Origin of the sequence: Burkholderia theae (assembly GCF_048565265.1) — a bacterium.
Lineage (GTDB): Bacteria > Pseudomonadota > Gammaproteobacteria > Burkholderiales > Burkholderiaceae > Burkholderia > Burkholderia theae.
The window spans coordinates 774,108-794,278 of record NZ_CP183463.1; the positions used below are offsets into that span (position 1 = coordinate 774,108).

Consider the following 20,171-nt stretch of genomic DNA (forward strand, 5'->3'; position numbering starts at 1 on the left):
TTCGGCGACCCCATTCAAAAAACGTGGTTACGGAGATCGAAGTCATCATGCTGTCGTCGATACGCGCTCGGATACTTGCGACCTGCGTCGCCATTGTGGTCACGGCGCTGGCCGTCACGGGGGGGCTGGTCTATTACGTCGTCAAGAACCACAACGACGAGACCATCGACCAGAATCACAAGTCGATCCTCGCCGGGCACGCGCTGGCGATCAACGAATGGGTGGCCAGCCGAAGCCGGGAAACCCAGGCGCTCGCAGACACGATCGCGATCGGCGAAGGCGACCCGCTGCCGGCGCTGAAGTTGCTCGGCAAGTCGGGCGGCTTCGAAGTGCTGACGCTGGGCCTGCCGGACAAGACCGCATTCTCGAACGTCCCGCTCGCGCCCGGTTACGACCCGACCGCACGGCCCTGGTACAAGCAAGCCGTCAGCGCGGGTCATCTGGTCGTGACGGCACTCTACCGCGATGCGACGACCGGCAAGCCGGCTGTTGCGTTCGCGGTGCCCGTGGTGCGCGACGGCGCAGTGAAGGGCGTGCTGGCGGCCAGCCTGTTCATGGAGAGCGTGAGCTCGGTCGTGACCTCCGTCCACCCGACGCCGGCGAGCTTCGCGTTCATGGTCGACAAGAGCGGGCGCGTGATCGCGTCGGCCAAGACCGATCTGATCATGAAGCCGGCGACCGACCTCTCGCCTGCGCTCGACGCCGACCACCTCGGTGCGCTGCAGGCAACGGCCGCGCCCGTCGCGGTCGACATCGACGGGGCCACCAAGCTGGTCCGTGCGCAGCCGATCGCCGGCACCGATTGGTCGCTGTTGCTCGCGCTCGACAAGGCGGACGTGACGGCCGGCATGCGTGCGGTCGCGACGACGACGCTCGCTGCCATCCTGATCGTCGCCGTCATCGCGGCGGCGCTCGTCGGCGCGATGACGAACGCGGCCTTCAAGCGCATTCTGATGGTTCGCGATGCGCTCACGGATGTCTCGAGCGGCAGCGGCGACCTGACGAAACGCCTGCCTGCCGACGGATCGGACGAAGCCGCGCAGATCGCGCATGCGTTCAACCTGTTCGCCGAAAAGATCAGCACGATCCTGCTGCAGATCCGCGAGTTCAGCGAATCGGTCAACCTCGCGAGCGCCGAGATCGCGCAGGGCAACCAGGATCTGTCCAGCCGGACCGAACATGCGGCGTCGAGCTTGCAGGAAACCGCCGCCGCGCTCGAGGAAATCGCCGGCACGGCCCGCAATTCGGCCGATGCCGCAAGCCAGGTGAGTCGTCTGGCGGAATCGGCGTCGGATGTCGCGTTGCGTGGCGGCACGGTCGTCAGCGAGGTCGTCTCGACGATGAACGACATCACGCAAGCGTCCGGCGAGATCGCCAACATCGTCGGCGTGATCGACGGCATCGCGTTCCAGACCAACATTCTCGCGTTGAACGCGGCGGTCGAGGCTGCACGTGCGAACGAGCACGGCCGCGGCTTTGCGGTCGTCGCGGGCGAGGTGCGTGCGCTCGCGCAGCGTAGCGCGCAGGCGGCCAAGGAAATCAAGCAGCTGATTCACTCGTCGGTCGAGAAGATCGAAGGGGGCTCCGGGCTCGTCCAGACGGCCGGCGCGACGATGGACGAAATCGTCGAGGGCGTACGCAACATCACGAGCGTGATTGCCGAAATCACCGTCGCCGCGAAGGAGCAGAGCACGGGGCTCGAGCAAGTGAATCAGGCGGTGTCGCAACTCGATAACGCGACGCAGCAGAACGCGGCGCTCGTCGAACAGTCGGCGGCTGCCGCGACGTTGCTGCGCGAGCAGGCTGCCCAGCTCGCGCAGACGGTCGGCGAGTTCAAGCTCGAGGACAGCCGTGCGTCGAGGTTGCAGTCCGCTTGACGAGACGCGCACCGGCTTACGCCTACCTCCGGCGTGGACAGGCGTAGCAGTCTGCCCCGGGCCTTCGCCCGCGCACGCACGCTCGGATGGCCGGAACCGGGCGCCGCCTACATGACCTGCGAAGCATGCCCGGCGACGACGCGCCAGCCGGCGCCCGATCGACGCCACAGGCGCGTATAGGCAAACGTACCGTCGAACGCCGTGCCGTCGAACCGGCCGGCGAGCGTCGCCTTCGTCGTGGTCAGGATCATCTCGTCGATCGCGCATGCGCGCGTCTCGTGGAAATCGAGCTGATCGAGGCGCAGAAGTTTCGCGCGATGCGCGGACAGATCGTCCTCCTTCGAGATGACCTGGCCGGTCGGGACGGTGAACACCAGCTCGTCGTCCAGCAGCGCATCGAGCGCGTCGACATCGTTGGCCAGCATCGCTGCGCGTAGTGCGGCTTCGTAGGGTTCGATGACGGTACGGATTGCATCCATGTCGGGGTCTCTCAGGGTCTCTGAAGGTTGGTGGTTCCGCTCATCGGCGGCGACTCGTTGCAGCAAGCAGCGTACTCCGGACACAGCACCGACGGACAACACCTACCGCGCGCTCGATAGCGATTGACGCCGCACGAGCATCACCAGGCAGATGCCGATCGACGCGACGATGTTGACGGCCGGATAGAACGCGACCGCGACACTCCACGTGCTCAGTGCCAGCAACGCCAGCGCGTACTTGAGCACGCACAGCGCGAAATAGGCGAAGCTCTCGCTCCACGGATCGCGGATCGTCTTGCGCACGGTCGGGCCGAGGCCGGCAAGCTCGATCAGCGTGACCAGGCAGATCGAGACCGTCGGATCGTCGGTCAGCATCCATAGCGGAATGGCCGACAGGGCTGCGCCCAGAAAAACCCAGTCGAGGCCTGTCCAGCCGCGTTCGCCGCGAAAGATGCTGGCCACCAGCGTCAGGAAGCACGTGACGGCAATCGCCGCCGTACACCACGCGGACGGCCCCGCACCCGCCACGAACTGGCCGGCGGCCGCGATCGCCGTGACGACCGACCACACGAGCCACGTGAACAGATGCGGACGAACGGTGCGCCGGTAGATCGCGAGCGCGTACGGAATCGCTGCCAGCAAAGATACGGCAGTTCCGACAACGCCAAAGATCGAAGCGGCACCCTGATCGACACTCAGCATCGACGCACCCTTGTTCGTACAGGCCGACCAGTATGTGGTCGGACGGGCCGCGGCGCAACGTCGTGCCGGCCACGCGTCGCAGTGGGTCGCACGTGGCATCGCAATGGCAAGCCGCTGCGATCGAACGCAAACAAACGGTACAGGGATGGCGAAGCGGCAGGAAAACCCGCTGCACGACAGCCGGATGAATAGAAATAACCTCTTCAGTGAGAAGAAAAACTGTTCTTTCAAATCTCTTTTTGATGCCCGACAGTTTGGCAACCGGACGACTGCCGCGATTCGCGGCGGTCATGGACCTTGGTCATGCCCGCTGGCGTCTTTCGTCGGGTCGAATCCAGGCGGAGAACAACGCACAAGCGCCTGGTCGTCACAACGGAGTCTTGAATGAACCCAACTTCAGCAGAAAACCATCAGCACGCGGACTGGAGACGACTCGCGGCGCAGGTTACCCCGAGAACGCTCGCGCATATCGGCGGCCGCAGCGTGCCGGCCCGAAGCGGCCGGACGTTTGCCGCAATCAATCCGGCCACCGAGGCCGTCATCGCGGAAGTCGCGTCGTGCGACGCACCGGATGTCGACGATGCGGTGCGCGCAGCACGCAGCGCATTCGAATCGGGCGTCTGGTCGCGCTGCGCGCCGGTCGAGCGCAAGCGCGTGCTGTGCCGGCTCGGCGAACTCATCGCAGCGCATGGCGCGGAGCTCGCGCTGCTCGATTCGCTCAACATGGGCAAGCGCGTCGCGGACGCATTCAGCATCGACGTGCCGGCCGCAGGCGGACTGTTCAGCTGGTACGGCGAGGCCGTCGACAAGCTGAACGGCGAAGTCGCATCGACCGACCCCGGCAATCTCGCGGTCGTCACGCGCGAACCGCTCGGCGTCGTCGGTGCCGTGGTGCCGTGGAATTTCCCGCTCGACATGGTCGCGTGGAAGGTGGCGCCGGCGCTGGCGGCCGGCAACAGCGTCGTGCTGAAGCCTGCCGAACAATCGCCGCTGTCCGCGTTGCGCCTCGCGGAGCTGGCGCTCGAGGCCGGCCTGCCGCCCGGCGTGCTGAACGTCGTGCCCGGTTATGGCGAGACCGCGGGGCGAGCGCTCGGGCTGCATCCCGACGTTGACGTGCTCGCGTTCACGGGCTCGACGGCCGTCGGCAAGAAATTCCTCGAGTATGCGGCGCAGTCGAACATGAAGCAGGTGTGGCTCGAATGCGGCGGCAAGAGCCCGAACCTGGTGTTCGACGACACGGACGATCTCGACCTCGCCGCACGCAAGGCGTGCTTCGGCATCTTCTTCAACCAGGGCGAGGTGTGTTCCGCGAACTCGCGGCTGCTGGTTCAGCGCTCGATTCACGATGCGTTCGTCGATCGGCTGATCTCGCATGCGGCCGCGTTCATGCCGGGCGATCCGCTCGATCCGTCGAGCGGGATGGGCGCCATCGTCGACGAGCAGCAGCATCGGCGCGTGCGCGAGTGGATCGCGCGCGGCCGCGACAGCGCGACGCTCGCGATCGGCGGAGGCGCGCCGCGCGTCGACGGCAAGGGCTACTTCATCGAGCCGACGATCTTCATCGATGTGAAGCATGACGACGCCATCGCGCGCGAGGAGATCTTCGGGCCGGTGCTGTCGGTGATGGCGTTCGACACCGAGGACGAGGCCGTCCGGCTCGCGAACGACTCGATCTACGGCCTCGCCGCGTCGCTTTGGACCGGCAGCCTGTCGCGCGCGCACCGCGTGGCGGGCCGGCTGCGCGCCGGCACGGTGTCCGTCAATACGGTCGATGCGCTGAGCGCGCAGACGCCGTTCGGCGGGTTCCGCCAGTCGGGCTTCGGTCGCGATCTTTCGCTGCACGCGATCGACAAGTACACGGGCCTCAAGACGACCTGGATCAGTTACTGATTCGACGCGGCGGGCCGCGCCGCAGCGTGCGGCGTCGGCTTCCGCGGGATGCCCGACCACGCTTTTTATCCATAAAACGAACCGGAGACTTGCCCATGAATGCACCCGATTTTCCGCATCGCACGACGCAGGACTATCAACGCAGCGACGCCGCCCATCACCTGCATGCATTCGTCGACCAGAAGGCGCTGAACCAGGAAGGCGCGCGCGTGATGGTGCGCGGCGAAGGTGTCCATCTATGGGACAACGACGGCAACCGCTATCTGGACGGCATGTCCGGGCTGTGGTGCACCAATGTCGGCTACGGCCGGCCGGAACTGATCGACGCCGCCGCGCGGCAGATGAAGGAACTGTCCTACTACAACATGTTCTTTCACACGACGCACCCGTCGGTGATCGAACTGTCGGAACGGCTGTTCGCGCTGCTCGGCAATCGCTTCAGTCACGTCGTGTATACCAATTCGGGATCCGAATCGAATGAAGTGCTGATCCGCACCGTGCGGCGGTTCTGGGACGTGATGGGCAAGCCGGAGAAGAAGGTGCTGATCGGTCGCGTGAACGGCTATCACGGGTCGACGGTCGGCAGCGCGTCGCTGGGCGGCATGGCGTTCATGCATGAAATGGGCGACCTGCCGATTCCGAACATCACGCACGTCGACGAACCGTACTGGTATGCGAACGGCGGCGATCTGAGCCCCAAGGCATTCGGCAAGCAGGCGGCGCTGTCGCTCGAACGCAAGATCCTCGAGATCGGCGCGGATCGCGTTGCCGCGTTCGTCGCGGAGCCGTTCCAGGGGGCCGGCGGGATGATCTTTCCGCCGGACGGCTACTGGCAGGAGATCGAGCGCATCTGCCGTCAGTACGACGTGCTGCTTTGCGCGGACGAAGTGATCGGCGGCTTCGGTCGCACCGGCGAGTGGTTCGCGCACCGTCACTTCGGCTTCGAACCCGACCTGATCTGCATGGCCAAGGGCTTGACGTCGGGCTACGTGCCGATGGGCGGCCTGATCATGAGCCGGCGCGTCGGCGATGCGCTGGTCGAGAAGGGCGGCGTCTACGCGCACGGGCTGACCTATTCGGGGCACCCGGTCGCGGCGGCCGTCGCGCTGGCCAACCTCGACGTGCTCGAGCGCGAAGGCCTCGTCGAGCGGACCAAGACGGATACCGGCCCGTATCTGCAGCAGGCACTGCGCGACGCATTCGACGGCCATCCGCTGGTCGGCGAGATCCAGGGCGTGGGCGCGGTCGGCGCGATCCAGTTCGCGAAGAACAAGGCGACGCGCGAACGCTTCGAAAACGAGGCCGATCTGACCTGGCACAGCCGGACGGTCGGCTTCGAACTCGGCGCGATCGTGCGTTCGACGAACGGCCGCCTGATCGTTGCGCCGCCGCTGGTGATCGATCACGCGCAAATCGACGAACTGGTCGGCACGATGCGCAAGGCGGTGGATGCAACCGCACGCGAAGTGCTCGGGATCGACTGCTGACCGGTTGAGCGACGCGCTTTCGTCCGGCGACAGGCGGGCGGGAGCGCAATGGTCGGCGGGTTTCGCTCCGGAGATTGGCCGGTTGCTTGCCTTCTCCTGAGCGGATATCCGAGACGCCGAAGAGCGGGCTTCAGGGGTATAACTGCACGATCGAACGATGTGGTGGTTTTCATTAAGTAGTTAGGATTGCAAATAACAAAAAATCACTAACTGAAGATCGCATGCCTCACGCGGACCAGAGCGTTCGCGTCACATCGAGTGCATTGCCACCACTGCCCGCGAACCGCGAACATCACAACAGAAACAAGGAGACGACATGAGTCAGGGCGAGTCCATTGCTCATCTCGAGGAAAGCACCATCCAGCCGATTCCGCTGACCGAGCGGCACGGCAGCGCGAAGGACCTGTTCACGATCTGGTTCGGGTCGAACATCATGATGCTGACGATTGTCACCGGATCGCTCGCGACGACGGTGTTCAAGCAGCCGTTCTGGTGGGCGGCGCTCGCCACGCTCGTCGGCAGCCTGATCGGCGCGGTCTTCATGGCGCTGCACTCCGCGCAGGGGCCGCAGCTCGGCGTGCCGCAGATGATCCAGACCCGCGGGCAGTTCGGGTCGTTCGGCGCGCTGCTCGTGGTCGCGCTGGTGGTTGTGATGTATGTAGGTTTCTTCGCGTCGAACTGCGTGTTCGGCGGGCAGGCGCTGCACAGCCTGAGCCCGGACATGCCGCTCGACGCCGGCGTTGTGGTGATCGGCCTGATCAGCCTGCTCGGATCGATCTACGGCTACAAGCTGATCCATGCCTATGCGCGGCTGCTGAGCTGGTGCTCGGGCAGCGTGCTCGTGCTGGCGTTCGTCTGGATCATCTTCGTGCACGGGCTGCCGGCCGATACGTTCTCGAAGCATTCGCTGAACCTGTCCGGCTTCCTCGGCGCGATGTCGGTCGCCGCGCTGTGGCAGATCGCTTACGCGCCCTACGTGTCGGACTATTCGCGCTACCTGCCGCCCGATACGGGGCCGCGCACCGCGTTCTGGTCGAGCTACTGGGGCTGCGTGCTGGGCTCGTTCTTCCCGATGCTGCTCGGTTGCCTGGTCGGCCTCGCGACGCCCGACGGCAACGTCGTGAGCGGCCTCACCGGTCTCACGCAGGGGATCAGCGTGCTCGTGATCGTCGTGCTGTCGTTCGGCATCGCGGCCAGCAATGCGATGGAGTTGTATTGCGGCGCGTTGTCGGCCATCACCGTGCTGCAGACGCTCTTTCCGTCGTGGTCGGGCAAGGCGCGTGCGCGGGCGATCACCGCGATCGTCCTGTGCGCCATCGCGCTCGCGATCGCGCTGTTCGGGCAGGACAATTTCCTTGCGGGCTACACGAACTTCATCCTGTTGCTGCTGTACGTGCTCGTGCCTTGGACGGCGATCAATCTCGTCGATTACTACCTCGTGTGTCATGGCGAGTACGACGTCGATTCGTTCTTCCGGCAGGACGGCGGGATCTACGGGCGCTTCAATACGATCGCGGTCGGGTCGTATTTCATCGGGATCGTCGCGCAGGCGCCGTTCATGGCGACCGATCTCTATACGGGCGAACTGGCGAGCCGGCTCGGTGGCGCGGATGTCTCGTGGATCGTCGGACTGTCGCTGACGTCGCTCGTCTACTACGCGGGCTGCAAGCTGTTCTCGCGGCCGCTGCATGGCGTTGCCGCGAGCGTTGACGGCATCTCCCGCTGAGTTCGTGGCGCGGCGATGGCGCAGGCGTTATGTCACGGCACGAATGCGCGCAGGCGTTCGGCGTGGGCGTCGAGCCCATCGAGGCCGAGATAGGGACTGAGCTTGCCGGCGCGAACCTGGTTCGCGTCGGCCGTGAGCTTGCGCAGCAGCGTCGCGCTCGCCGCGCGGTAGGCGGCGGCCGCGTCGATGCCTTGTGCCGACAATGCCGCGCCGATCAGCGTCGCGCGACGGGATGTCCGCCTTCGCCGAGCGCACAGTGAGATGACCGCCTGCCGCATCATCGCGCCCGCGATTCAAGGCTCCTCCTCCGCCGCATGCACGTCACGCCGGAACGCGCCGGGGCTCGTACCCGTCCATTTGCGGAACGCGCGATGAAACGCGCTCGGCTCGGTGAAGCCGAGCTCGGCCGCGATCTCCGCGACGCTGAGCGCGTGCCCGCGCAGCAGCGACTGGGCGAGCGCGCCACGTAGCTCGTCCTTGATCGCCGCGAAGCTTTGCCCTTCGCTGCGCAAACGCCGCCGCAGCGTCGCGGGCGTCGTGCCGAGGCGGACGGCCAGCGTGTCGAAGTCGGGCCACTCGGCGGCCGGCAGCGCCTTCAGGTGCGCGCGCGTTTTCGCGACCCAGCCGGTGTCGTGCCGGTAGCGCACCAGCAGGTTACCGGGCGCGCCGCGCAGGAAAGTCTTCAACGCTTGCGCGGAACGGATCGTCGGCAGCGCGAGGTACGCGGCGTTGAACGCGAGCCGGCTGTCGGGCCGGTCGAAATGCACGGGCACGCCGAAGAACTGGTGATAGTCGCTGCGCTGGTCGGGGCTCGGGCACGCGAAATCGATGCGCTGCAGCGGGATGCGCCGGCCGATCAGCCAGCATGCGACGCCGAGCAGGATCAGCCAGAAGGTCCGGTACGCGAACGCCGGATACGGCGCACCCGACTGCGTCAGCACGATCTGCGCCTGCCCGTCGGCGACGACGAGCTCGCCGTGTGGCTCGTCCAGCACCACGCGCAGGAACTGCAGCGCCCGCCGCAGCGCCTTTTCGAGCGTGCCGGCGTCGAGCACCGCGTGGCACAGCAGCGTGAAGCTGCCGTGTCGCATCGGGCGCGCGGCGAGCCCGAAGAATTCGTCGTCGATCGTGCCGGCGATCGCGAGCCACAGCCGCCCGTACTGCTGCGGCGTGACGGGCTCGCGCACGGCGGCCGGCAGGCCGGCGGCGCGCAGCACAGGTTCTGTCGGGATGCGTTGCCGGCGCAGGCACGCGAGCGCGTCGTCGACGAAATCCGGCGAAATCATCTGCGGCCCCATTTTCCTGCATCCTCCCGACATGGCAAAAGCGATCACGATTCTAGATTCTGTTTGTCATTGATTGCAATGTCACGGCTGTCTACTATCGATGTATCCCCCGTCGCGCCCCCGGCTCGCCGGCGGCCATAACGCACAGGAGACACGCATGCCTGATGGAGCAACCGCCCGGGCGGTGCCGGCCTACGCCGACGCCGTGGCCCGGTTCAGTATCGAGACCGCCGCGACCCAGCTGCACGGCGACCTGGAGCGTGGCCTGAACGCGTGCGTCGAATGCTGCGACCGGCACGCATCGGCGGACGCGATCGCGCTCGACTGGATCGATGCGGGCGGGCAGCACCACAGCTTCACGTTCGCGCAGATGCAGGCGCTGTCGGCCCGCGTCGCCAACCTGCTCGTCGCGCAGGGCGTGAAGCCGGGCGACGTGGTGGCCGGCCTGTTGCCGCGCACGCCCGAGCTTGTCGCGACGATCCTCGGCACGTGGCGCGCGGGTGCCGTCTATCAGCCGCTGTTCACCGCGTTCGGCCCGAAGGCGATCGAGCACCGGCTGCGGATGAGCGACGCGCGCCTGGTCGTGACCAACGTCGCGAATCGCGCCAAGCTCGACGAGATCGCCGCGTGCCCGCCCGTCGCGACGGTGCGCGAATCGGGCGACGCGCTGCCGGCCCGAGACATCGATTTCCGCGCGGCGCTCGACGCGCAGTCCGACACGTTCGAACCGGTGCCGCGCAAGGGCACGGACCTGTTCATGATGATGTCGACGTCCGGCACGACGGGCTTGCCGAAGGGCGTGCCGGTGCCGCTGCGCGCGCTGCTCGCGTTCGGCGCCTACATGCGCGAGGCGGTCGACCTGCGCGACGGCGACCGGTTCTGGAACATCGCCGATCCGGGCTGGGCGTACGGCCTCTATTACGCGATCACGGGCCCGCTGTTGCTCGGCCATGCGACGACGCTCCACGAGGGCGGCTTCACGGTCGACAGCACGTACGACGTGATCGAACGGCTCGGGATCACGAGCCTCGCCGGTTCGCCGACCGCGTTCCGGATGCTGATGGCGGCCGGTACGGAAGCGGCGGCGCGCGTGAAGGGCAAGCTGCGCGTGGTCAGCAGCGCGGGCGAACCGCTGAATCCGGAAGTCGTGCGCTGGTTCGACGCGGCGCTCGGCGCGCCGATCTACGATCACTACGGCCAGACCGAACTCGGGATGGTCGTGAACAACCATCACGGCCTCGCGCACGTCGTCCATCCGGGATCGGCCGGTTTCGCGATGCCGGGCTATCGCGTCGCGGTGCTCGACGACGCGAGCCGCGAGCTCGGCCCCGGCGAGCCCGGCAACCTCGCGATCGACATCGCGCGCTCGCCGCTGCTGTGGTTCCACGGTTACTGGCAGCAGGACACGCCGGCGATCGCGGACGGCTACTACCGCACCGGCGACAACGTCGAGCTGGAGCCGGACGGCACCGTGAGCTTCATCGGCCGCGCGGACGACGTGATCACGTCGTCCGGCTACCGGATCGGGCCGTTCGACGTGGAAAGCGCGCTGATCGAGCATCCGGCCGTCAGCGAGGCCGCCGTCATCGGCGTGCCCGATCCGGAGCGCACGGAGATCGTGAAGGCGTTCGTCGTGCTGTCGAAGGGCTTCGACGACACGCCGGCGCTGGCCGAGGAACTGAGCCTGCACGTGAAGCGGCGGCTGTCCGCTCACGCGTATCCGCGCGCGATCGACTTCGTCGACGCGCTGCCGAAAACCCCGAGCGGCAAGATCCAGCGCTTCGTGTTGCGCAAGATGGAAGCCAAGAAGGCCGCTCAACCCTGAATACGGATTGCTAATGAATATCAAGGATCGCGTTTTTCTGATTACGGGCGCCGGTTCGGGCCTCGGCGCCGCGGTGGCGCGCATGGTCGTCGCGGAAGGCGGCAAGGCGGTACTGCTGGACGTCAATGACGATGCCGGCGCGAGCCTCGCGCATGAGCTCGGCGAATCCGCGCGCTTCGTGAAGACCGACGTGACGAGCGAAGCCGATGGCCAGGCGGCCGTCGCCGCTGCACGCGACGCGTTCGGCCGCATCGACGCGCTCGTCAACTGCGCGGGCGTCGCGCCGGGCGAGAAGGTCGTCGGCCGCGACGGCCCGCATTCGCTCGATCGTTTCGCGCGCGCGGTGTCGATCAATCTCGTCGGCACGTTCAACATGATCCGGCTGGCCGCCGAAGCGATGTCGAAGCAGGACGCCGATGCGGAAGGCGAGCGCGGCGTGATCGTCAACACCGCGTCGGTCGCGGCGTTCGACGGGCAGATCGGGCAGGCCGCGTATGCGGCGTCGAAGAGCGGCGTGGTGGGCATGACGCTGCCGATCGCGCGCGAACTCGCGCGGTTCGGCATCCGCGTCGTGACGGTCGCGCCCGGCATCTTCGCGACGCCGATGATGGCCGGCATGCCGCAGGACGTGCAGGACGCGCTCGGCAAGAGCGTGCCGTTCCCGCCGCGGCTTGGCCGCCCGGAAGAATTTGCGGCGCTGGTGCGCCACATCGCCGAGAACACGATGCTGAACGGCGAGGTCATCCGTCTCGATGGCGCGTTGCGCATGGCACCGCGCTGACACTGGAGGAAGCGAATCATGACGACTCAGGATCCGATCGTAATCGTTGGTATGGCGCGTACGCCGATGGGCGGTTTTCAGGGCGACCTGGCGGCCGCGAGCGCGAGCGAGCTCGGCGCGGTAGCCATTCGCGCGGCGCTCGAGCGCGCGAACGTGCCGGCCGAGCGCATCGATGAAATCGTGTTCGGCTGCGTGCTGCCGGCCGGGCAGGGCCAGGCGCCGGCGCGGCAGGCCGCGCTGAAGGCCGGGCTGCCGCTCGCGGCGGGCGCGACCACGGTCAACAAGATGTGCGGCTCGGGGATGAAAGCCGCGATGTTCGCGCACGACCTGCTGCTGGCGGGGTCGGCGGGCGTGGCCGTCGCGGGCGGGATGGAGAGCATGACGAATGCGCCGTACCTGCTGCCGAAGGCGCGCGCGGGGATGCGTATGGGTCACGGCCAGGTGCTCGACCACATGTTCCTCGACGGGCTCGAGGACGCGTATGAAAAAGGCCGCCTGATGGGCACGTTCGCCGAGGACTGCGCGCAGGCCTACCAGTTCACGCGCGAAGCACAGGATGCGTTCGCGATCGCGTCGCTGACGCGCGCGCAACGCGCGATCGCGGAAGGGCACTTCATGTCGGAGATCGCGCCGGTGACCGTGAAGGCAGGCAAGACCGAAGCCATCGTGTCGATCGACGAGCAGCCGGGCAAGGCGAAACTCGACAAGATCCCGACGCTGAAACCGGCATTCCGCGACGGCGGCACCGTGACGGCAGCCAATGCGTCGTCGATCTCGGACGGTGCGGCCGCACTCGTGATGATGCGCCGCTCGGAAGCCGAGCGCCTCGGCCTCACGCCGAAGGCCGTGATCGTCGGGCATTCGACTCACGCGGACAAGCCGGGCCTGTTCGCGACCGCGCCGATCGGCGCGCTGCGCAAGCTGTCGGAGAAAACCGGCTGGAACCTGCGCGACGTCGACCTGTTCGAGATCAACGAAGCGTTCGCGGTGGTGCCGATGGCCGCGATGCGCGATCTCGACCTGCCGCACGAGAAGGTCAACGTACACGGCGGCGCGTGCGCGCTCGGCCATCCGATCGGTGCATCGGGTGCGCGCGTGATGGTGACGCTGCTGGCCGCGCTCGAAACGTACGGCCTGAAGCGCGGTGTCGCGTCGCTGTGCATCGGCGGCGGCGAGGCGACGGCCATCGCGATCGAGCGTATCGCGTAACGCTGGCACACACACTGCGATACGGGCGACGGGTATCGCGCAGGGAGCCCCTGCGCATGGCCCGTCGCCCGTTTTGTTTGCGCCGGATCGTGTGGCTGCGTTAGCGCTTCGCGTGCGGCGACACGGCGCCGCACGCACGAATCACGAACTGCACGACCTGCTCGGTCTTCTCGTCGAACGCCTTCTGCGTGAATGCGCGCTTGCCGCTCAGCGCGCGGATCTGCGCATCGAAATCCGCGTAGTGCTGCGTGGTCGCCCAGATCAGGTACATCAGCGCATGCGCGTCGATCGGCGCGAGCAGCCCGCGCGCGATCCAGCCGTCGATCACCTTCACGCGCGTGTCAAACCACGGCTTCACGCGTTGCGACAGGATGTCCTGCATGTGCTCCGCGCCCTGGATGATCTCGTTGGCCCAGACCTTCGAGCCGAGCGGGCGCCGCCGCGACAGCGCCATCTTCGCGCGCACGTAGCCGCCGATCGCTTCCACCGGATCGTCGTCGGCCTCGAACGAGCCGGCCGCGTGATGCCATTCCTCGAACAGGTCGTCGAGCACGCGGCGGTACAGCGCGAGCTTCGTCGGGAAGTAGTAATGCAGATTCGCCTTCGGCAGGCCGGCGCGCTCCGCGATCATCGCGGTACTCGCGCCGTCGAGCCCGCGCTCCGCGAACACGGCCTCCGCACAGGCGAGCAGATGCGCTTCGTTGGACTCGCGGATGTGCGCCTTGCGTCGCCGCAATGGCGCGGTCGTTTCGTCACGGCCGGTCGCTTCGGCTGCCGCCTCGTCATGTCTCATCGTTGCCCTCGCGCGGCGGGCATGCCGCGTTGGGCTTCATTCTAGCCGCTGATCCGCGTCGAACGCACGCGTGCGGACCCGACGCATCCGCAGCGATGCTGCGTTGCGATGGCACGTTTCTCGCTCTATCGATCCACGCAAGAAAGACATTGCTTTGGTCATTTTGATCGTCTAAAACCTGTCCAATCGGACAGGATTCGACGAGCGGCGGAAGGCAACGTTAACCCTTCCGCCGATTCGTCGGACGAACTTCGCGAACGACCGGGACATGCACCGCACATGGGCGGGTTTGCCCCTGAAGCAGGCATGGCACGCACCGGCACAGACCGGGCTGACGACATCACCGACCCCACAGGAGCGATACGAATGAACGCGGTATCGGAAGCAGTGAAGCGGCCCGTCTTCGACCCGTCGATCAAGATCGACGGCAAGCGGTTGTGGGACAGCCTGATGGAAGTCGCGAAGATCGGCGCGACGCCGAAGGGCGGCGTGTGCCGCCTCGCGCTGACCGATCTCGACAAGGCCGGCCGCGACCTGATCGTCGGCTGGGCGAAGGCGGCCGGCTGCACGGTGACGGTCGATACGATGGGCAACGTGTTCATGCGCCGCGCGGGCCGCGTGGCCGACGCGGCGCCGGTCGTCACGGGCTCGCATGCGGACTCGCAGCCGACGGGCGGCCGCTTCGACGGCATCTACGGCGTGCTCGGCGGCCTCGAGGTGATTCGTAGTCTCAACGATCACGGTATCGAGACCGAGCATCCGGTCGAGGTCGTGATCTGGACCAACGAGGAAGGCTCGCGCTTCGCGCCCGCGATGGTCGCGTCCGGTGTGTTCGCCGGCGTGTTTCCGCTCGAATACGGGCTGTCGCGCAAGGACGTCGACGGCAAGACGATCGGCGAGGAGCTGGCGCGCATCGGTTACGCCGGCGACGTGCCGTGTGGCGGACGCAAGCTGCACGCGGCATTCGAACTGCATATCGAGCAGGGGCCGATTCTCGAAGCGGAGTGCAAGACGATCGGCGTCGTGACCGATGCGCAGGGGCAGCGCTGGTACGAGATCACGTTCACCGGGCAGGAAGCGCACGCGGGGCCGACGCCGATGCCGCGCCGCCGCGATGCGTTGCTCGGCGCGTCGCGGGTGGTCGATCTCGTCAACCGGATCGGCCTCGATCACGCACCGTTCGGCTGCGCGACGGTCGGCATGATGCAGGTCCACCCGAACTCGCGCAACGTGATTCCCGGCCGCGTGTTCTTCACTGTCGATTTCCGTCATCCGGACGATGCCGTGCTCGCGAAGATGGATGCCGCGCTGCGCGACGGTGTCGCGCGCATCGCCGGCGACATCGGGCTCGAGACGGAACTCGAGCAGATTTTCTACTACAAGCCCGTCGCGTTCGATCCGGCCTGCGTGGAGGCCGTGCGTGGCGCGGCCGATCGCTTCGGCTACTCGCACCGCGACATCGTGTCGGGCGCGGGGCATGACGCGTGTTATCTCGCGCAGGTCGCGCCGACGTCGATGGTGTTCGTGCCGTGTGTCGACGGCATCAGTCACAACGAGATCGAGGACGCGACGCCCGCGTGGATCGAGGCCGGCGCGAACGTGCTGCTGCATGCGATGTTGTCGCGCGCATGCGAGCCGGCTTCATGACGCATCGACCGTAGCAGCCGGCAGGCTGCACAGCGCGCGAGCGCAGGATTTCTCAGCATGACCGCCCCGACTGTGCATTTGCAGCCGGCGGGGACGGCTTTGTCTCCACCCAGTCGAAGGAACGCGTATGACCACCAAGCCAACCGGCGATATCGCCGCGCATCGCCTGTCGTCCACGCAACTCTCGTGCGAATTCGCGGATATCGCGCCGCTGCTTGATCCGACCGCGGCAGCGGCCGCCGCGAGCCGCTGCCACTACTGCTACGACGCGCCATGCGTGCAGGCCTGCCCGACGCAGATCGACATCCCGAGCTTCATCCGCAAGATCGGCAACGGCAACCTGAAGGGCGCCGCGACCGACATCCTGTCCGCGAATCCGCTCGGCGGGATGTGCGCGCGTGTGTGTCCGACCGAGATCCTGTGTGAAGGCGCATGCGTACGCAACCACCAGGATTCGCAGCCCGTCGCGATCGGCGCGCTGCAGCGGCACGCGACCGACTGGGCGATGGAGACCGGCGCGGTGCACTTCCGGCGCGCGCCCGAAACGGGCCGCCATGTCGCGGTGGTCGGCGCGGGGCCGGCCGGGCTCGCGTGCGCGCACCGGCTCGCGCTCGCCGGGCACCGCGTCACGCTGTTCGATGCACGCCCGAAGGCCGGTGGCCTCAACGAATACGGGATCGCCGCGTACAAGACCGTCGACGATTTCGCGCAGCGCGAAGTCGAGTGGCTGTTGTCGGTCGGCGGCATCACGCTGGAAACGGGCGTGGCGCTCGGGCGCGACGTGACGCTCGACGCGCTGCGCGAGCAGCACGACGCGGTGTTTCTCGCGATGGGTCTCGGCGGCGTGCGTGCGCTCGCGATCGACGGCGAACAACTGGCCGGCGTGATGAACGCGGTCGATTTCATCGAGCAGGTGCGGCAGGCCGACGGGCTCGAGAACGTGCCGGTCGGGCGGCGCGTGGTCGTGATCGGCGGCGGCAATACGGCCATCGATGCGGCGGTGCAGAGCCGCAAGCTCGGCGCCGAGCGCGTGACGATGGTCTATCGGCGCGGCGTGGACGCGATGAGCGCGACGTGGGCCGAGCGCGAGTTCGCGCAGAAGAGCGGCGTCACGCTCGTCACGCACGCGAAGCCCGTGCGCATGGTGGGCACGAACGGGCAGGTGACGGGCGTCGAATTCGACGCGGCGTCGGGCGAGCGCTTCACCGTCGACGCAGACATGGTGCTGAAGGCGATCGGCCAGACGCTGGTGCCGGATGGCGTCGCGGCCGAGTTGCTGACGGCGGACGGCGCGCGTTTCGCGGTGGACGCGGACGGGCGCACCGCATGGCCCGACGTGTGGGCCGGCGGCGACTGCGCGGCGACGGACGGCATCGACCTGACGGTGCAGGCCGTGCAGGACGGCAAGCGCGCGGCTGCATCGATCGACGCGGCGCTCGCGCAGCACGACGCGAAGGCCGCATAAGCGCACACGCACGCATCCACGCATCCACGATAGCGACCCCACTCTCACGGAGCCGAACATGGCCGACCTTCGCTGCACCATCGCGGGCATCACTTCGCCGAATCCCTTCTGGCTCGCGTCCGCGCCGCCGACCGACAAGGCCTACAACGTCAACCGTGCATTCGAGGCGGGCTGGGGCGGGGTCGTCTGGAAGACGCTCGGACTCGATCCGCACGTCGTCAACGTCAGTTCGCGCTACGGCGCCGTGCAGTGGAACGGCCAGCGCATCGCGGGGCTGAACAACATCGAGCTGATCACCGACCGTCCGCTCGACGTGAACCTGAGAGAGATCGCGCAAGTGAAGCGCGACTGGCCGGACCGCGCGCTGATCGTGTCGCTGATGGTGCCGTGCAACGAGCACGACTGGAAATGGATCCTGCCGCTCGTCGAGGATACGGGCGCCGACGCGGTCGAGCTGAACTTCGGCTGCCCGCACGGAATGAGCGAGCGCGGGATGGGCGCGGCGGTCGGGCAGGTGCCCGAATACGTCGAGATGGTCACGCGCTGGGTGAAGGAAGGCACGAAGCTGCCGTGTCTCGTGAAGCTCACACCGAACATCAGCGACATCCGGATGGGCTCGCGCGCCGCGTACAAGGGCGGCGCGGACGGCGTGTCGCTGATCAACACGATCAACTCGATCGTCGCGGTCGATCTCGATCACATGGCGCCGATGCCGATGGTCGACGGCAAGGGCACGCACGGCGGTTATTGCGGCCCTGCGGTCAAGCCGATCGCGCTGAACATGGTCGCGGAGATTGCGCGCGATCCGGAAACGCCGAACCTGCCGATCTCGGGCATCGGCGGCATTTCGAGCTGGCGCGACGCGGCCGAATTCATGGTGCTCGGCGCCGGCAGCGTGCAGGTGTGCACCGCGGCGATGCATTACGGCTTCCGGATCGTGTCGGATCTCGCCGACGGGCTGTCGAACTGGATGGACGAGAAGGGCTACGCGACGCTCGACGACGTGCGCGGCCGCGCGGTGCCGAACGTGACCGACTGGAAATACCTGAACCTGAAATACGACATCAAGGCACGCATCGACCAGGACCGCTGCATCCAGTGCGGGCTGTGCCATATCGCATGCGAGGACACGTCGCACCAGGCGATCACGCGCGAGAAGGACGGCGTGCGTCATTTCGAAGTGATCGACTCGGAATGCGTCGGGTGCAATCTTTGCATGCATGTGTGTCCGGTCGAGCAATGCATCACGATGGAGCGCGTCGACTCGGGCGACTACGCGAACTGGACCACGCATCCGAACAACCCGGCGAGCGCCGATGCGGGGGCAGGCCCGGCAGGAGCACCCGAGAAACACGCGAAGGCGGCTTGACCTGCATCCGGCGGCGCGGGAGATCCGGCGCCGCCGTTGTTCGTTCCCCTGGGCCGGCATCGCGCGATGCCGGCGCTGACGTTTACGTGGAGTGCGATCGATGAAACCCGCAGCGAACCTCGCCGATCCCGACAGCGCCGCGGCGCCGGGCGGCAGCCTGTACAACGACGACCTCGCGCCGACGACGCCGGCGCAGCGCACGTGGAAGTGGTATCACTTCGCGGCGCTGTGGGTCGGGATGGTGATGAACATCGCGTCGTACATGCTCGCGGCCGGGCTGATCCAGGAAGGCATGTCGCCGTGGCAGGCCGTGATGACCGTGCTGCTCGGCAACCTGATCGTGCTCGTGCCGATGCTGCTGATCGGCCATGCGGGTGCGAAACACGGGATTCCGTACGCGGTGCTCGTGCGCGCGTCGTTCGGCACGCAGGGCGCGAAGCTGCCCGCGCTGTTGCGCGCGATCGTCGCGTGCGGCTGGTACGGCATCCAGACCTGGCTCGGCGGCAGCGCGATCTACACGCTGCTGAACATCCTGACCGGCAACGCGCTGCACGGCGCGGCGTTGCCGGTCGTCGGCATCTCGTTCGGGCAGCTCGCGTGCTTCCTCGTGTTCTGGGCGCTGCAGATCTACTTCATCCTGCACGGCACCGATTCGATTCGCTGGCTCGAGAGCTGGTCCGCGCCGATCAAGGTCGTGATGTGCGTCGCACTCGTGTGGTGGGCGACGTCGAAGGCGGGCGGGTTCGGCTCGATGCTGTCGGCGCCGTCGCAGTTCGCGGCGGGCGGCAAGAAGGCCGGGCTGTTCTGGGCGACCTTCTGGCCGGGCCTGACCGCAATGGTCGGCTTCTGGGCGACGCTCGCGCTGAACATTCCCGATTTCACGCGCTTCGCGCACTCGCAGCGCGACCAGATGATCGGGCAGTCGATCGGGTTGCCGCTGCCGATGGCGCTGCTGTCGGTGGTATCGGTGGTCGTGACGTCGGCGACCGTCGTGATCTACGGCAACGCGATCTGGGATCCGATCGACCTGACGAGCCGGATGACGGGCATCGGCGTGGGCATCGCGCTGGTGATCCTCACGCTCGACACGATGTGCTGCAACCTCGCCGCGAATCTCGTCGGCCCCGCGTACGACTTCTCGAGCCTGTGGCCGAAGGCCATCTCGTACCGCACGGGCGGGATGATCACCGCGACGATCGCGATCGTGATGATGCCGTGGAAGATCCTCGCGACGACGGACGGTTATATCTTCACCTGGCTCGTCGGTTATTCGGCGCTGCTCGGGCCCGTCGCGGGCATCCTGATGGTCGACTACTTCCTGATACGCGGCACGCAGCTCGACACGCGCGCGCTGTTCGACGAACGCGGCGGCTTCAGCTATGCGCGCGGCTGGAACCCGGCCGCGCTGGTGGCGCTCGCGGTCGGCGTGCTGCCGAACCTGCCCGGTTTCCTGCACACCGCATTTCCGGCGTCGTTCCCGAACGTGCCGGCGTTCTTCAACACGCTTTACACGTACGCGTGGTTCGTCGGCCTCGTGCTGGCGTCGGGCGTGTACGGCACCTGGATGAAGTGGCGCGCCGGACCGCGCGCGCAGATCGCGAGCGCATGATGTGCGCAGCCCGCCGCATGCGGCAC

The 20,171-nt window shown here is 67.1% G+C and carries 16 protein-coding genes; 11 read left to right on the forward strand and 5 right to left on the reverse strand.

Annotated elements, in window-relative coordinates:
• The first annotated feature begins 47 nt into the window (after nucleotides 1–47).
• Nucleotides 48–1,877 carry a methyl-accepting chemotaxis protein gene (locus tag ACN22W_RS36170; protein ID WP_419689923.1) on the forward strand — a complete coding sequence of 610 codons (1,830 nt, stop codon included), beginning with the start codon at nucleotides 48–50 and terminating at the stop codon, nucleotides 1,875–1,877.
• Nucleotides 1,878–1,984: 107 nt separating this feature from the next.
• Here ACN22W_RS36170 and ACN22W_RS36175 read toward each other — a convergent pair whose 3' ends face one another.
• Both ACN22W_RS36175 and ACN22W_RS36180 read right to left on the reverse strand, forming a co-directional pair.
• Nucleotides 1,985–2,356, reverse strand: coding sequence for a nuclear transport factor 2 family protein (locus tag ACN22W_RS36175; protein WP_419690729.1), 372 nt, complete (start codon nucleotides 2,354–2,356; stop codon nucleotides 1,985–1,987).
• A 102-nt stretch (nucleotides 2,357–2,458) separates the two neighbouring features.
• Nucleotides 2,459–3,058 (reverse strand): hypothetical protein, encoded by a 600-nt coding sequence (locus ACN22W_RS36180; protein WP_419689924.1) that lies wholly within the window; start codon nucleotides 3,056–3,058, stop codon nucleotides 2,459–2,461.
• A gap of 384 nt (nucleotides 3,059–3,442) precedes the next feature.
• Here ACN22W_RS36180 and ACN22W_RS36185 point away from each other — a divergent pair, with 384 nt between their 5' ends.
• From ACN22W_RS36185 to ACN22W_RS36195, 3 genes are all read left to right on the forward strand, one after another.
• Entirely contained in the window at nucleotides 3,443–4,948 is a 1,506-nt protein-coding gene (locus ACN22W_RS36185; protein ID WP_419689925.1) for an aldehyde dehydrogenase, read from the forward strand.
• 95 nt (nucleotides 4,949–5,043) lie between these two features.
• Entirely contained in the window at nucleotides 5,044–6,435 is a 1,392-nt protein-coding gene (locus ACN22W_RS36190; protein ID WP_419689926.1) for an aspartate aminotransferase family protein, read from the forward strand.
• A 316-nt stretch (nucleotides 6,436–6,751) separates the two neighbouring features.
• Nucleotides 6,752–8,161: a purine-cytosine permease family protein gene (locus ACN22W_RS36195; protein ID WP_419689927.1), complete on the forward strand. Its 1,410-nt coding sequence runs from the start codon at nucleotides 6,752–6,754 to the stop codon at nucleotides 8,159–8,161.
• 32 nt (nucleotides 8,162–8,193) lie between these two features.
• Here the strand turns inward: ACN22W_RS36195 and ACN22W_RS36200 are convergent, their stop codons facing one another.
• A complete protein-coding gene (locus ACN22W_RS36200; protein ID WP_419689928.1) occupies nucleotides 8,194–8,364 on the reverse strand; it encodes a hypothetical protein in 171 nt (56 codons plus the stop codon).
• A 90-nt stretch (nucleotides 8,365–8,454) separates the two neighbouring features.
• Nucleotides 8,455–9,459 carry an AraC family transcriptional regulator gene (locus ACN22W_RS36205; protein ID WP_419689929.1) on the reverse strand — a complete coding sequence of 335 codons (1,005 nt, stop codon included), beginning with the start codon at nucleotides 9,457–9,459 and terminating at the stop codon, nucleotides 8,455–8,457.
• 145 nt (nucleotides 9,460–9,604) lie between these two features.
• Between ACN22W_RS36205 and ACN22W_RS36210 the strand changes: the two genes are divergently transcribed.
• Genes ACN22W_RS36210 through ACN22W_RS36220 form a run of 3 tightly spaced genes read left to right on the forward strand, consistent with a single transcriptional unit; the run spans nucleotide 9,605 to nucleotide 13,262 of the window.
• Nucleotides 9,605–11,272, forward strand: a complete 1,668-nt coding sequence (locus tag ACN22W_RS36210; protein WP_419689930.1) for an acyl-CoA synthetase — start codon at nucleotides 9,605–9,607, stop codon at nucleotides 11,270–11,272.
• Between the two features lie 13 nt (nucleotides 11,273–11,285).
• Complete coding sequence (locus ACN22W_RS36215; RefSeq protein WP_419689931.1) at nucleotides 11,286–12,053, forward strand: 3-hydroxyacyl-CoA dehydrogenase; 768 nt, start codon at nucleotides 11,286–11,288, stop codon at nucleotides 12,051–12,053.
• An 18-nt stretch (nucleotides 12,054–12,071) separates the two neighbouring features.
• Nucleotides 12,072–13,262, forward strand: coding sequence for an acetyl-CoA C-acetyltransferase (locus ACN22W_RS36220; RefSeq protein ID WP_419689932.1), 1,191 nt, complete (start codon nucleotides 12,072–12,074; stop codon nucleotides 13,260–13,262).
• Between the two features lie 100 nt (nucleotides 13,263–13,362).
• Here the strand turns inward: ACN22W_RS36220 and ACN22W_RS36225 are convergent, their stop codons facing one another.
• The gene (locus ACN22W_RS36225) at nucleotides 13,363–14,055 is read right to left on the reverse strand and encodes a TetR/AcrR family transcriptional regulator (protein WP_193103039.1); all 693 of its coding nucleotides are present in this window, start codon (nucleotides 14,053–14,055) and stop codon (nucleotides 13,363–13,365) included.
• 366 nt (nucleotides 14,056–14,421) lie between these two features.
• On the opposite strand from ACN22W_RS36225, the gene ACN22W_RS36230 reads away from it, so the two are divergent.
• The 4 genes from ACN22W_RS36230 (at nucleotide 14,422) to ACN22W_RS36245 (ending at nucleotide 20,145) form a co-directional block, all read left to right on the forward strand.
• On the forward strand, nucleotides 14,422–15,702 hold the full coding sequence (locus ACN22W_RS36230) for a Zn-dependent hydrolase (protein WP_129517523.1): 1,281 nt from the start codon (nucleotides 14,422–14,424) through the stop codon (nucleotides 15,700–15,702).
• 127 nt (nucleotides 15,703–15,829) lie between these two features.
• Nucleotides 15,830–17,167 carry an NAD(P)-dependent oxidoreductase gene (locus ACN22W_RS36235; protein WP_419689933.1) on the forward strand — a complete coding sequence of 446 codons (1,338 nt, stop codon included), beginning with the start codon at nucleotides 15,830–15,832 and terminating at the stop codon, nucleotides 17,165–17,167.
• Nucleotides 17,168–17,225: 58 nt separating this feature from the next.
• Nucleotides 17,226–18,536: an NAD-dependent dihydropyrimidine dehydrogenase subunit PreA gene (gene preA, locus ACN22W_RS36240; protein WP_419689934.1), complete on the forward strand. Its 1,311-nt coding sequence runs from the start codon at nucleotides 17,226–17,228 to the stop codon at nucleotides 18,534–18,536.
• Nucleotides 18,537–18,636: 100 nt separating this feature from the next.
• Nucleotides 18,637–20,145, forward strand: coding sequence for an NCS1 family nucleobase:cation symporter-1 (locus ACN22W_RS36245; protein WP_419689935.1), 1,509 nt, complete (start codon nucleotides 18,637–18,639; stop codon nucleotides 20,143–20,145).
• The last annotated feature ends 26 nt before the right edge of the window (nucleotides 20,146–20,171 follow it).

What these genes read in the sequence shown, in the direction of transcription:
- ACN22W_RS36170 (WP_419689923.1), top strand. Translation starts at nt 48, where the DNA reads ATGCTGTCGTCGATACGCGCTCGGATACTTGCGACCTGCGTCGCCATT.
- ACN22W_RS36210 (WP_419689930.1), top strand. Translation starts at nt 9,605, where the DNA reads ATGCCTGATGGAGCAACCGCCCGGGCGGTGCCGGCCTACGCCGACGCC.
- ACN22W_RS36175 (WP_419690729.1), bottom strand. Translation starts at nt 2,356, where the DNA reads ATGGATGCAATCCGTACCGTCATCGAACCCTACGAAGCCGCACTACGC.
- ACN22W_RS36245 (WP_419689935.1), top strand. Translation starts at nt 18,637, where the DNA reads ATGAAACCCGCAGCGAACCTCGCCGATCCCGACAGCGCCGCGGCGCCG.
- ACN22W_RS36205 (WP_419689929.1), bottom strand. Translation starts at nt 9,459, where the DNA reads ATGGGGCCGCAGATGATTTCGCCGGATTTCGTCGACGACGCGCTCGCG.
- ACN22W_RS36195 (WP_419689927.1), top strand. Translation starts at nt 6,752, where the DNA reads ATGAGTCAGGGCGAGTCCATTGCTCATCTCGAGGAAAGCACCATCCAG.
- ACN22W_RS36180 (WP_419689924.1), bottom strand. Translation starts at nt 3,058, where the DNA reads ATGCTGAGTGTCGATCAGGGTGCCGCTTCGATCTTTGGCGTTGTCGGA.
- ACN22W_RS36185 (WP_419689925.1), top strand. Translation starts at nt 3,443, where the DNA reads ATGAACCCAACTTCAGCAGAAAACCATCAGCACGCGGACTGGAGACGA.
- ACN22W_RS36215 (WP_419689931.1), top strand. Translation starts at nt 11,286, where the DNA reads ATGAATATCAAGGATCGCGTTTTTCTGATTACGGGCGCCGGTTCGGGC.
- ACN22W_RS36235 (WP_419689933.1), top strand. Translation starts at nt 15,830, where the DNA reads ATGACCACCAAGCCAACCGGCGATATCGCCGCGCATCGCCTGTCGTCC.
- ACN22W_RS36220 (WP_419689932.1), top strand. Translation starts at nt 12,072, where the DNA reads ATGACGACTCAGGATCCGATCGTAATCGTTGGTATGGCGCGTACGCCG.
- ACN22W_RS36225 (WP_193103039.1), bottom strand. Translation starts at nt 14,055, where the DNA reads ATGAGACATGACGAGGCGGCAGCCGAAGCGACCGGCCGTGACGAAACG.
- ACN22W_RS36190 (WP_419689926.1), top strand. Translation starts at nt 5,044, where the DNA reads ATGAATGCACCCGATTTTCCGCATCGCACGACGCAGGACTATCAACGC.
- ACN22W_RS36230 (WP_129517523.1), top strand. Translation starts at nt 14,422, where the DNA reads ATGAACGCGGTATCGGAAGCAGTGAAGCGGCCCGTCTTCGACCCGTCG.
- preA (WP_419689934.1), top strand. Translation starts at nt 17,226, where the DNA reads ATGGCCGACCTTCGCTGCACCATCGCGGGCATCACTTCGCCGAATCCC.